The following is a 12,611-nucleotide window of genomic DNA, read 5'->3' as shown; positions in this document are numbered from 1 at the left end:
ACGCCTGCCGGACTCACGGCCGCCTCCCACGCTCGCCCAGCAACCGGGCGCTACCTGAATGTCTGCTGAAAGTGTGACATGGCCGGTGGGGCGTCACGGGCCCGAGCGTTGCGGTCAGACGCGTGCCTTCGCTCCCCCTGAGGCAGTGCCGCCGGGCGGCGATGGGATTAGCTGCCACTGGGGTCTCCTTCATCGGGGTCGGGTGGCTCCAAAGCCGCGAACGTCGCGGCAAGGTCGACGTCACGGAGCTCCTCAAGGCAGGCGGTGACAGCGCGGTGCCCGGCGATCGATTCCTCGAACGCGCGGAACCGCATGCCTATTGAGCGCTGCTCAGCCAAGGGAGGGAGAGGCACCGTCAGATTGCCGAGGTCCTTGATCGGCACGCGTTGGATTGCGGCACCCCTGGCGAGTCGCCGAACCTGGTCACGGGTTGCGTCGGTGGTCATCCAGGCGCCCAAGTACCAGGTGTCGAGTACGGATCCGTCAACCACCCGAAGGGTCGCAACCTGCTGAGACGGAACAAATACTTCTTCCTCGTCACGGACGACGAGCGTCTCGCCAACGGTGCCCCCTTCGATGGCGACCAGGATGTCGCCGGGGATCGCACGGCTCATGCCGAGGTCGTCGATGGTCGCACCGTCGGTGAAGTTCTTCGCCGGCGACTGATTTCTGATCATGGCAACCGAGAGAATCGGTACCTCGCCGGTCTCTGCTGACTTGGCTGTGAGGAACCCTCTCGAGATCGACACCGCAGATGTGAGATCGGCGAGCCGAACGAATGGTGCATCGCTCATCGATCACGCTCCAGAAGTGAGCGGAGCTCGTCGTCGGCCCGCTTGGACGAGAACATCAGGTTGCCTAGCTCGTCGATCAGTGTCGATCGCTTGGCAGTGAGATCGCCAACGCTCGGAAGCTCGGCCCGGGCGAGGTACCGGCCGGGGTCGATCACGTCGTTGTCGACCAGGGTGTCGAAGGCAGCGACCGCGGCGCGGCTGTCAGTCGGATCCCCGCCCGCCACCCACGTTTGGTAGAGCGCGATGGCCTCGTCGACGGTCGCGCCGTCGAGCGCGGCCTGGCGGCTTCCCGCCACTTGGGGCCCGTCGCCGGTGAGGTCGACCATCAACGTCGGTGCCGGCTTCCCGTTGATGGTCGGGCGACCCTTCACGAATACCAGCAATGAGCACTGGATTCCGGTCCATTGGAACGAGCCACCGGGCAGGCTGATCACTGCGTCCAGAAGGCCTGCTCGGATGATGCGCTGCCGAATCCTTCCGCCACGAGCGCCCTCGAACAGAACCCCGTTGGGCATGGCGAGTACGGCTCGGCCGTCGTCCGCTAGGTGGTAGAGGCAGTGCTGGATCCAAGCGGAGTTGCCGTCGCGCTCACCGGGCTCCCCCCATGTCCAACGGGCATCGTCGAGGAAGCGAAGCTCTCGAAGGCGCTGGTTCCACGGCGGGATGGCGATGACCCGGTCCGCCCGAAGGTCGGGGAAGCGGTCCTCCGTGAAGACATTGCCCAGCTCGACCTCCGCCGCCACGTCGTGGAGGAGCAGGTTCGCCTTTGCCATGGACCAGACTCGCTGGTTGACCTCCTGGGCGACCAACCGACTCGCTTGAGGACCAGCGGCCTGCGCCGCGTCGATGAGCAGTTGTCCGATTCCGCACGCGGGGTTGTAGACGATTCCCGTGGGGTCAGCGATGCCGATGATCAGGCGACGAACGGACGGCGGGGAGAGGTACTCGCCGCCCCGATGACCCATGGTCTTGGCTGCTCGCTCGAGGAGGGCGTCCGCCATCGCCGGAGTATCAGCGGGATTCAGGCTGTCGAGCGTGGTCACTACTTCAGCCAGAACTCGTGCAGGCACTGGTGCTCGCGGCAGCAAGTCGGGATCGGACTGAGCGTCTGCGTGGACGACCGAGCGCAGCGCGTCATCCAATTCGCTCGGAGCAGTCGTTCGAAGGCGCCCCCACGCAGAGGCAGCGTTCTCAACCCTCATCGCCAGGAGAACGAGAATCAGTGCGGTTGCGTCCTCGACATCTAGCTCGCCGCGCAGGCCATCGAGCAGGTGCCACACAGCCAGGACCTCGCGAGGTCGGGCGTCCAGGCGTCCCTTGCCTTCGAGCCACCGCATGGTCTCGGCACGGTCGTACATGGGCCCCCGCGGGCTCCGGCCCCGCTCGGGCGGGAAGTCGTCAGGGTTCCGGGACTTCCAGTTACCGACCGTGGCTCGGCTCTCGCCGGCCAGCCGTGCAATGTCCGCCATCGAGATGAGCTCGAACTCGTCCTCCGCCATCAGCCGACGCTCCCGGTTGCCGCGAGTCCGTCGTCGATGTGCAGGCGATGCACATTCCGAGCAGCGAGACGGAGCTTGGCTGAGAGACCGCCCCGCCCGGCAACGGCGGTGACGTTGACTCCGTGGTGAGCGAGGCGAGCAGCACCGTCGGCGAAGATGCCGTCGCCGGAGCAGATCGTCACCAGTCCGAACCGGCTCTCGATGGACTCGCCGTCCAGCACGTCGAGCAGAGCTAGGTCGGCTCCGTCTGGTCCCGAGCGCAAGAGGCGACGAGCACGAGGAAACTCGAACATCACGGCCGGGGCGGCGTGATGGCTGCAGGCGACGACCCAGAACGCTGAGTCGTGATCGGGGAGCTGTGCCTCAAGCGCGGCCTTGACCGCCAGCACCTCTCGTTGGGATGGGCTTGGGCTCGCCGCCAGGTTCTCGACATCGATCAAGACCAGGTGACGGACCTCCTTGTTGGGGATCGCTGTTTTCGTCATGTGAGCACCGTACCACGTTCACACGTACACGTCAAGGATCACACGTACACATCTTTCGGATGTGCCAACCGTACACCACCCGCAGTTGGCGTCGCCACGAACGGAAAAGACCGCGACGGTCCGCTGAGTTGGCAGTGGGGATGGGGGGTAAGGCCCCTCACCCCGAAGTCACCCTGCGTCCGGAAATTTCAGAAATTTGGGGACCCGACCCGACATTGGGGTGGGTGTGTCTAGAGACGGATCAACTCCGTGTCGTCCCCGTGGGACCGACACGGCCCCACCCTCAGGAGACACCCCTTATGGACATCGACACCCTGCCCGACATGCTCCGGGTCGACGAGGCCGCAGCGGTGCTGCGGATCAGTCGCAGCCGGGCCTACGACGAAGTCGCCGCCTTCCAGCGCACTGGCGGCGTCGAGGGCTTGCCCTCGATTCGTATCGGCCGCACGCTGCGGGTCCCCAAGCGGGCGTTGCTCGCATGGATCGAAGCCCAGCTCGGCAGCACCGATGCCGCCTGAGCGCCGCCAGCTGTTGATCGAGCTCGAGACTGCCCTTGCCGTGCGCGCGCAGGCCGGGCCGATCGGCTGGCTCGTGCTCGAAGCGATCGCCGCGCACGCATCAACTGGCCGACGCGTGGTCGAGGTGCGGTGCAGCTCGCGCTCGCTCGCCGGGATCGTCGGCGTGTCCAAGGACTCGGTGGCGCGCGTTCCGGTCGCTCACCGACGCAGGGATCGTCGAGCGCGTCGATCACCGCGAGGAACGTTCCGGTCGGTTCTCGTCGACGACGTATCGCGTGGATCTCGCGTCCGCCGGCATCACCGTCGTCACCGCGTCGCAGAACGCCGCACCGGAAGCCGTCGTCACTCACCCGATGCCCACCACATCGCGCGCTCCTGGCGACCAGCTCAGCCTCCTCGGCTGAAGCGGATCCCGCTCGACGTCGCTCCGATTGCCCCGTCTCGTAGAGCGCGCTCTTCCCTTCGGTCCCGTCACCGCTCCAGACCCCCGAAGAACAGCCACGAACTTGCATCCCGATGCCGGGACCGTCCCGCTCCCGCGTCGCCCGAACCGGCCACGGCGTTGTGCGCCACGGCCGGGACCGATCTGAAAGGAGCACACCTTGTGCTCTCCCTCGGCAAGATCCAGCTCTCCGGCGAGAGCTACTACCTCAACGCCGTCGCCGACGGCATCGACGAGTACTACCGCGGTGTCGGCGAAGCGCCAGGTCGTTGGGTCGGCTCCGCGAGTCACGACCTCGACCTCGATGGCGAGGTCGAAGCGAGTGACCTGCACGCCATCTGGGCCGGCGAGAACCCCGCCACCGCCGAGCGCATGGGGCGGTTCCCGAACCGCAAGGTCACCGGGTTCGACCTCACGTTCCGCGCCCCGAAGTCCGTGTCGCTTCTCGCCGGGCTCGGCGATCCCGACACGGCCCAAGTCGTGCGCGAGTCACACGAAGCAGCGGTCGACGCGGCGTTCGCGTACATCGAACGCGAGGCGGCCCGGTCCCGTACGGGCAAGAACGGCGTCAACCAGATCGAGGTCGAAGGGCTCGTCGCTGCCGCGTTCCGGCACCGCACCAGCCGCGCCGGCGACCCTCATCTCCACACTCATGTGCTCGTGGCGAACATGGCCGAAGGCGCCGACGGGACCTGGCGCACACTCGACGGCCGGTGGCTGTACCTGCACGCCTCGACCGCCGGCTACCTATACGAAGCGCACCTCCGTCACGAGCTCACCGCCCGTCTCGGCGTCGAATGGGGACCGATCAAGGAAGGCATCGCCGACGTCGCCGGGATCGACGACGACGTGCGGGCTCACTTCTCGGATCGCCGCAAGGAGATCGAGGAACACCTCGACGAGGTCGGGTTCCGCACCGCCCGAGCCGCCCAGCTCGCGACGCTCGTTACCCGGAAGGCGAAGAAGGCGACCCTCGCCGAAGGCTCCATGCGCGACGTGTGGGAGGCCAAAGCTGCCGACATCGGCTGGGACCCCTCCGACCTCACCCTGGCGCTCGATCGGGTCGAGCGGGTCGCCGTCGACACCGACCTCGAAATGCTCGCCGACGACCTGATGAGCGCCGACGGCCTCACGAAGCAGGCATCGTCGTTCGATCGTCGAGACGTCCTGCGGGGCATCTGCAGCCGGCTCCCAGCGGGGGCGACCGTGACCGAGATCGAGGAGATGGCCGACCAGGTTCTCTATCGGGCCGAGGTCGTCCGACTCGTCGAGACCGACGGGCCCGGCCTGTTGTCGTCGAACGTGATCCGCCGAACCGACGGAACGATCGTCGCCGCTTCAGGCGTCGGCGACACCCGTTGGTCGACCGCCGAGCTGATCGGGATCGAACGACACGTCGTCGGACGAGCCACGGCTCGGGCCGACGAAGGTACGGCGATCGTTCCCTACGACGTGCTCGCCGAGGTGATGGAACGACGCCCGACGCTGGCCGCCGAGCAGGCCGAGATGGGCACCCGGCTGTGCACGAGCGGCAACGGCATCGACGTCGTGTGCGCCGCCGCCGGGACCGGCAAGACCTACACCCTCGACGCCGCCCGCGAGGCCTGGGAGGCCAGCGGCCACCGCGTCATCGGAGCTGCTCTCGCCGGGATCGCCGCCCAGGAGCTCCAGTCCACCGCCGCCATCGAGTCCATGACCCTGGCGATGCTGCAGATCAACCTCGACGCCCACCGCATCCTACTCGACGACCGCACCGTCGTGGTGATCGCGCATTGACTCACTCGAAACCTCCGCGTAGGGGGATTCGTTGCCTCATGTAGTTCCTCCGTTTGGGGTGTGGCCCGCTACGCCTGATCGATGGGACTCTCGATGGCGCAACGGCGTGCGGTCACGAACCAGATGGCAACGAAGTACCGGCAGGCAACGCGGCGGGAGAAGACACAGATCCTTGACCAGCTCGTCGAGTTGACCGGCTGGCATCGCGACTGGGCCCGGGCACAGCTGCGCCAGGACCTGCTCGTGGCGATGTCGGCTGCGACGATCGATCGACGCCTGGCGAACTCGAAAGCTGTCGCGGGTTCACGGGCCGCTCCACACCAGCCGGGCTCGTTGTTGAAATCACAGATCCCGATCCGAACCTGGTCTGAATGGGACGAGAACAAACCCGGGTTCGTGGAGATCGACTTGGTCGGCCACGAAGGCGGCAACAGCTACGGCGAGTTCTGCTTCACCCTCACGATCACTGACGTGGCAACGGGTTGGACCGTGAACCGCTCGATCCCCAACAAGGCCGCATCCACGTTGTCGAAGCGATCAAGCACGCCTCAGCACGGTTCCCGTTCCCGATCCTGGGCATCGATTCCGACAACGGTTCGGAGTTCATCAACTCCCATCTCTACGACTACTGCCTCGCCAACAAGATCACCTTCACCAGGGCCGGCCCGGCAACAAGAACGACGGCAGCCACGTCGAGCAGAAGAACTGGACCCACGTCCGAAGCCCGTCGGCTACCTCCGTTTCGACACCCCCGCCGAGCTCAAGCTCCTCAACGAGATCTGGGACCTCGACCACGACTTCACGAACCTGCTGTGCGCCCAACAGAAGCTGATCAGCCGCGAACGTGTCGGCGCCAAGATCATCAAACGCCACGACACCGCGCAGACCCCCCACCAGCGCGCCCTGGCCGCGGGCGTGCTCACCCCAGCGAAGAAGGCCCTCAACCCGGCCCGCAACACCATCCGACCCGGACAACTTCAACGCCGCATCGACCAACGCGCCCAACTCGAACGCCTCGCCCTGTCCAAAACCGCCCCCACCCAGACCCATCAACCGGGCCTTCAACAAGCGCGACCGTCCGGAGGTCTTAGGTGAGGCAACGAACTAGCCCTCCCGGAGGTTTTGACATGAGGCAACAGGTCGACGAAGCCGGCATGGCTGGCACCCGCAACCTCGCACCGATCCTCAACGCCGCCGACGACGCCGGTGCCAAGGTCGTGCTTGTCGGCGACCCCCACCAGCTGCCCGAGATCGACGCCGGGGGCGTGCTCACCGGGCTCGCGAAGCGGCTCGACCCGATCGAGCTGACCGAGAACCGGCGCCAACGCGCGCACTGGGAACGCGACGCGCTCGAGGAGCTTCGCTGCGGCGACGTCGACACGGTGTTCGCCGCCTACCGGGACAATGACCGGATCGTGCAAGCACCAACGGCGATCGATGTTCGCCGGACGATGGTGGCCGATTGGTGGTCACACCGGCTGGCCGGCGACACCGTCGCCATGACCGCCTACCGGCGCAACGACGTCGACGACCTGAATGGCCGAGCACGCGCCTACCTCGTCCGATCCGGTGACGTGTCGGGTCCCGAACTCGTCCTCGACGACCGCCCGTACCAAGCCGGCGACATGATCGTCTGCCTCAAGAACAACCGGCGGCTCGGCGTCTGTAACGGCACCCGCGCCACCGTCGACACGGTCGACTCTGACCGCGGGACGCTCACCATCACGCTCGACGACCGGCGCGTTCTGCTGCCCAAGGAGTACCTGGACGAGGGCAACATCGCCCACGGATACGCAACCACCATCCACAAGACGCAGGGCGCTACCATCGACCGGGGGCTCGTGTTGGGCACCGACGAGCTGTTCCGCGAACGCGGCTACGTCGCCCTTAGCCGCGGCCGGATCACGAACCACCTCTACCTCATCGGCGCCGCCGAGATCGACGCCTCGACAGGCCACGGGCCTCCGCCACTCACCGGCGATCCCGTCGAGGTCGTCCAACAGGCGCTCCACCGCCAAGGCGACAAGCGTCTCGCCATCGACACCGGCGAGCCGCTCGCGTTCTGGCCCATCGAGGACCTCGTGGCCGAGAAGCACCACCTCACCGGCGTGCTCGCCGCCTGCCCTCCGGATCGAAGCCACGACATCGTCGCCCTCACCAGCCGACGCGAACAGGTCCAGGGCGGGATCGAACTGCTCGTCTACCGGTACAACGAACTCGCAGACCGCAAGCTCCGAGGGCCCGGCACGCGCAGCAAGATGCGCGACCTACGAGAACAGATCGGCGAGCGGTCCAAGGGCCGCGACCGCCTCGCCACTGAGCTCGACGACGCCCGCAGCGGGATGAGCGAACGAGAGCAGTTCCAGACCGACCATTCGCATGAGGCTGGCTTCCTCGACGCTGTCGACTACGAGCTCGACCGGCAACTGCGAAGCCGAGCGTGGCAGGTCGCCGCCGACCCGACCGACTACCACCTTCACGTCTTGGGACCGGTGCCCACCGATCCCGAGCACCAGGCCACCTGGCTGCGCGGCGCCACCATCCTCGATCGCCACTACCTGGGCATCGACCGGGACCCCGCCCAGCGAGACCGCTCATCCCTCCTTGGCGGCCCGAGAGAACGAGCCGAAGCCATGGCCCGCCTCGAATCCCTCACTATTCCCCGTGAGCGCGAGCCGGTGTCCCGCACCCTCGAACCTGACCTCGGCTTGGACTTGTTCGATTAGACCTTGGCGGCTGCGCTCCCAGCATGTAAGTATCTCCTGCTGCATATAACGCCATCTCACGCGACTTGACTCCGAGTAGTATGCTGGAAAGCGACTGGAAAGCGCGTTAGCGCGAGGAGTAGCCGTGCCTCTTTTCGACGTCCCCGACCCGCCCCTGTACACACTGACGCGTGCCCCGCTGGTGCAAGCGCTCGCCCAAGTGCGCTACCCACTGATCGCGTCGCTCGAATCGATGACCGGTATCGCGCCCCTGCAAGGCCACCTCCTAGGCGCATTCCCGTACATGGAACAAGAAAAGGTCCAAGAGGTGGCGATTGTTCTCGGACCGGCTGGCCCCGCTGCATCGGGAGGTGCTGAATCGGTCGTCTGGAAGCTGACGAACGACGACGGTGAAACGGTCGTCGTTGGCGCGGGCAGCGCGACTCTCTCGGTGGGAAGCTCGTACCGAACCGTCGAGGACTTTGCAGTAAAGTTCGAGATCCTCTTGGAGGCTCTCGCGAAGATCGGAGTGCCCAGGTGCGACCGGCTGGGCGTGCGTTATCTGTCAGTTGCTGCTGGGCTCCCTGGCGTCGATCGAGCATGGCGCGACTGGTTCCGTTCCGAGCTCCTCGGCTGGGCAGGCTCTGACGTGATTCCTGAGGGATCCCTGCAGGCGGCGATCAGCCAAGTCAAACTCGCGCACGACCCAACAGGTGACCTGGCTGGCCCGCCCGCTGAGGTTCAGGGAACGATCAGATATGGCGCTGTGCCGAGCGGCAGCACCGTTCCTGGTGTACCGCCCGTCGAGATCGAGGACGACTCGTTCCTACTCGATCTCGATATCTCATCTGCGGGCCACCAGCGATTCGACACCGAAGAACTCCTGCGCCAGTTCGGACTGTTCCATCAACAGATCGACCGATTCTTCTATTGGGCCCTGACGGAGAAGGGGGGCGAGCATTTTGGACTTGAAGCACGTGACAGCTAACGCGTCGGTTGCCGTTGCCCTGTCGATCCCCGCGTTCCTGGGAAGCGGCACACTTGTTGCTGCCCCTGAGAGGCCTGCCCCGCCAGACCTCTTCGACTGGTGGGTCCGAGTTCCCGACCGGCCAGCAAGACCCGCCCCAGCAGTGCAGCGCAACGTCCGAGATGTCCTCCGATGGACAGGATGGTCGCATCGGAAGCTCGCGCGTGTGCTGGGCACCACACACCCAACTGTCGGAGCGCTCGAGCTTGGCACGACCTCCGGACCATCGATCGATCGAGAACGACTCGACGAAGTGCATGAGGTTGTCCAACGCATTCACTTACTTGCCGGCCGTGACGCCGACGAAACGAACCGCCTGCTATCCACGGGCGCCGATGGCGGACCCTCGGCCTTCGACCTTCTAAGCGAATCGCGAGCATCAGACGCGTATCTTGCAGCGCTCGACGTCCTCCGGCCACGGAGGACGAGCGGGATGATGAGCGGCATTTGGCCGGCTGCACCGGGCCGTGCCACGTCCGTCGTTGGCGACGAGCAGTCGTGATCCTCGATGGACACAGGGGACCTCTACAACGCCGGGTGGCGGCAAGGGAGTGTCTTTCTCGCTGATCTATCCGCGCCCAGCCTCGATGTGGGTGCTGGGCAGGATGAGATGGCAATCCGGTCCCTCACACATGGGTGTTGGGTTGTCTGCGCACAGGACTGTGACCTTCGATCGAGTCCCCTCGACTCGTCGACTGTGCTCATCGAGATTCGACCGGTCTTCGATGTCGATCCCCCAACCGATTGGGGCATCCGAAGCAGCCGGGTGCGGCTGACCGAGGAGCTTTACGTCGAGGCCGGAGCGCCCCGCCTGCATCTCACTCCGGCCCTCCTCCACAGATTCGCTGAGCATCGGTCCGATCCCCTGGCTGGTCACCGGGCGATTGCGTTCAAGACCTGGCTTGGGCTGCGCTACGACCGGCCGGCGGTACCTGAATCGATGGTTCCCGCAGCGCGTGAAGTCGCGAAGCGGTGCGGTACGAAGGGCGGCAGGGAGGCTGCCCTACGCGTCCACGATGTCTTAATGCAATTCGACGAGAGCCAGGAGCCGCCGCGGGTCGCGCTCTTCGCAGTTGTGGAGGAGGAGCAGGACAAGGAGCCCACAAGAACTTGGCTAGCTGAAGCGGCGACCCGGGTTCGAGCGGATGTCTGCGTGGTCGCCTTCGTGGATGCCGGCACGAAGGCAGAGGTCTCGCTGGAGCTCATCGAGACGAGCTACTCGGCGGATCTCAGTCAGCTCACCTGGGGCGGAGAGGTTCCAACCGGTGTCGAGTAGCGCCGTGTCGTCGGCGTCGTCCCCAGTGCTTGGCCGCTCGATCAGGTAGCGCCGCCCGTTCCCGTCGAGCGCTCCTTGAGCTTTGCCTCGATGAGGCCGTTGAGGGCGTCGGCGATCTCGTGGTCGCGGTCCTGGGTGGCGTGCTGGTAGATCAGCGCCGCTCGTGAGGTCGACTGGCCGAACCTCGCCATCAGCTCCTTGGTGCTCGCGCCGGTCATCGCCGCCAGCGTGTTGCCGGTGTGGCGGAGGTCGTGGGGCTTCATACCCTCGATCTCCAGCTCGGTCATCGTCCGGTTCCACGCCGAGTACCACGTCGCCCGCCGCAGCGGCTGCCCGTTCGGCCCGCAGAACACGAGGCCCTTCTTCCCGGGCGCCGCGTAGGTGGCGAGGTGCGCTTCCAGCTCGGGCTTGAGCATCGCCGGGATGGCGACGGTGCGGCTGCCGGCGTCGGACTTCGGCGGGCCGAGGATGTGCGTGCCGTCCTTGAGCTCCTGGTACTGCTCGACCACCTTGATCCGCCCGTGCAGCAGGTCGACCCGCTCACGCGTGAGCGCCAGCATCTCGCCGAGGCGCAGGCCGACGAACGCACCGACGAGGACCATCGCCCGGAACCTCGGCTCGATCGTGTCGGCGATCTCGAACACCTGTGGGATGGATGCGATCGGCCGCTCGGGTGACTTCTCCTGACCGGCGCCCTTGATCACGCACGGGTTCCGAACCAGCAGCTCGTCGGCGACGGCCGTGTTCAGGATGGCGTGAAGCAGCCGGTAGCACTTCGCCACCGTGGTGTTCCCGGGCTTGTCCGCCCTGAGCAACGCCGAGTGCCAATCGCGCACCTTCGTCGGCGTGATCTTCGCCAGCTCGAGGTCGCCGAGCACGGGGAGGATGTGCAAGCGCAGCTCGCCCTCGTACAGCTCGACGGTGCGCGGCCGCAGGTCGGGCCGTTGCGCCAACCACTTCGTCGAGTACTCGCGCAGCGTCACCTTGCCGGCGATCGGGTTCACCCACGTGCCGCGCTCCATGTCGGCCCGCACGGTCGACAGGTACGCCTCGGCATCGCGCTTGGTCCGGAACGTCGTCGGCGCGGCGGCCATCTTCCCGTCGACCCGGTAGCGCGCCTGGTATCGACCCGACGGGAGCTTGCGCACGCTGCCCCACGACGCCTTGGTCTTCGTCATGCGCCCGATCATGGCACGGCCGGAACCGGTGTGGCACGCGTGTGGCACATGACTGCCGGAGACGACGAAACCCGCAGCCCTGAGACCTCCGAAAAGCGCCTCTGAGCTGCGGGTTTCTAGAGAGCGGATGAGGAGAATCGAACTCCCGTATTCAGCTTGGGAAGCTGATGTTCTGCCATTGAACTACACCCGCGGGAGCGCCCACCGTACCATCCGGCCCGGTCGGCACCAGTCGGAGGCAGGTGGGGAACTCGGTCCTCGGTCGTGGTGAGATGGCCTCCAACCGATGGGCCCGGTCGGTGAACGATGGTGGACGCTGGCTAGCGTGCGTATCTGTATGGCTTGGGCTGACGGCGACGCCACCGAGGGCACCCCGTCACCGGGTCTGGTGAGCACGGACGGTTCAGGGCTCGACTCGGTGCAGCACCTGAGTCCCCGGGTGAAGTTGTTCTGGGGAGTTCCGTGGTTGGTGTTCGCCCTGCTGATAGCCATTGTGACGGGCTTGGTCGGTGTCGCCGCTCGATGGGGGCTGCCGGGCACGGGTGGTGCGGTGGTGGTGGTCCTCGTCGTCCTAGGCGTGCCGACCGTGCTGGTGCCGAGGGTTCGTTACCAACGCTGGACGTACCGCGTGACCGCTGACCAACTCGAGGTGGCCCACGGGATATGGGTGCGACGGGAGTCGTCGGTTCCTCATTTTCGGGTCCAGCACGTCGACATCCGACAAGGTCCGCTCCAGCGGCTGGCCGGTGTGGTCGAGCTGCGGATCTCCACGGCATCGCCCGCTACCGACGCGGCCCTTCCCGGCCTGGAGCCGGCTCACGCCGAGGTGATCCGAACGTTGGTGTTGGCCCGGGCGGGGGCCGATGACGCCGTCTGAGCGGGGCACTGAACTGTCGCGGCCGCAGCGGCTG

General features: G+C 66.3%; 10 protein-coding genes, 1 tRNA gene and 1 pseudogene. 7 read left to right on the top strand and 5 right to left on the bottom strand.

Features of this window, described 5'->3' with window-relative positions:
- Positions 1-167: 167 nt before the first annotated feature.
- The 3 genes from IPG97_05280 to IPG97_05270 are packed head-to-tail and all read right to left on the bottom strand — an operon-like array spanning position 168 to position 2,778.
- Positions 168-794 (bottom strand): restriction endonuclease subunit S, encoded by a 627-nt coding sequence (locus tag IPG97_05280; GenBank protein MBK6855972.1) that lies wholly within the window; start codon positions 792-794, stop codon positions 168-170.
- On the bottom strand, positions 791-2,293 hold the full coding sequence (locus IPG97_05275; protein MBK6855971.1) for an N-6 DNA methylase: 1,503 nt from the start codon (positions 2,291-2,293) through the stop codon (positions 791-793). Before IPG97_05275 ends, IPG97_05280 begins: the two co-directional genes overlap by 4 nt.
- Complete coding sequence (locus IPG97_05270; protein ID MBK6855970.1) at positions 2,293-2,778, bottom strand: NYN domain-containing protein; 486 nt, start codon at positions 2,776-2,778, stop codon at positions 2,293-2,295. Before IPG97_05270 ends, IPG97_05275 begins: the two co-directional genes overlap by 1 nt.
- Positions 2,779-3,077: 299 nt before the next feature.
- Between IPG97_05270 and IPG97_05265 the strand changes: the two genes are divergently transcribed.
- The 6 genes and pseudogenes from IPG97_05265 to IPG97_05240 all read left to right on the top strand — a co-directional run bounded on the left by IPG97_05265 (position 3,078) and on the right by IPG97_05240 (position 10,522).
- Positions 3,078-3,296, top strand: coding sequence for a helix-turn-helix domain-containing protein (locus IPG97_05265; GenBank protein MBK6855969.1), 219 nt, complete (start codon positions 3,078-3,080; stop codon positions 3,294-3,296).
- A gap of 604 nt (positions 3,297-3,900) precedes the next feature.
- Positions 3,901-5,514: a relaxase domain-containing protein gene (locus IPG97_05260; protein ID MBK6855968.1), complete on the top strand. Its 1,614-nt coding sequence runs from the start codon at positions 3,901-3,903 to the stop codon at positions 5,512-5,514.
- Positions 5,515-5,574: 60 nt separating this feature from the next.
- Positions 5,575-6,622: pseudogene (locus IPG97_05255) on the top strand (transposase family protein).
- A 19-nt stretch (positions 6,623-6,641) separates the two neighbouring features.
- Positions 6,642-8,240, top strand: a complete 1,599-nt coding sequence (locus IPG97_05250) for an AAA family ATPase (GenBank protein MBK6855967.1) — start codon at positions 6,642-6,644, stop codon at positions 8,238-8,240.
- A 124-nt stretch (positions 8,241-8,364) separates the two neighbouring features.
- Positions 8,365-9,207: a TIGR04255 family protein gene (locus IPG97_05245; protein MBK6855966.1), complete on the top strand. Its 843-nt coding sequence runs from the start codon at positions 8,365-8,367 to the stop codon at positions 9,205-9,207.
- 547 nt (positions 9,208-9,754) lie between these two features.
- A complete protein-coding gene (locus IPG97_05240) occupies positions 9,755-10,522 on the top strand; it encodes a hypothetical protein (protein ID MBK6855965.1) in 768 nt (255 codons plus the stop codon).
- Between the two features lie 41 nt (positions 10,523-10,563).
- Here the strand turns inward: IPG97_05240 and IPG97_05235 are convergent, their stop codons facing one another.
- Together IPG97_05235 and IPG97_05230 are read right to left on the bottom strand one after the other, a co-directional pair.
- On the bottom strand, positions 10,564-11,700 hold the full coding sequence (locus IPG97_05235; protein ID MBK6855964.1) for a tyrosine-type recombinase/integrase: 1,137 nt from the start codon (positions 11,698-11,700) through the stop codon (positions 10,564-10,566).
- Positions 11,701-11,822: 122 nt separating this feature from the next.
- Positions 11,823-11,893, bottom strand: a tRNA-Gly gene (locus IPG97_05230).
- A 144-nt stretch (positions 11,894-12,037) separates the two neighbouring features.
- On the opposite strand from IPG97_05230, the gene IPG97_05225 reads away from it, so the two are divergent.
- Positions 12,038-12,577 carry a PH domain-containing protein gene (locus IPG97_05225; GenBank protein ID MBK6855963.1) on the top strand — a complete coding sequence of 180 codons (540 nt, stop codon included), beginning with the start codon at positions 12,038-12,040 and terminating at the stop codon, positions 12,575-12,577.
- The last annotated feature ends 34 nt before the right edge of the window (positions 12,578-12,611 follow it).

This window comes from Microthrixaceae bacterium, from assembly GCA_016702505.1.
Taxonomy (GTDB): domain Bacteria; phylum Actinomycetota; class Acidimicrobiia; order Acidimicrobiales; family Iamiaceae; genus Aquihabitans.
The sequence above is the reverse complement of the archived record's forward strand: the minus strand, read 5'-3'. Positions and strand labels throughout refer to the sequence as shown.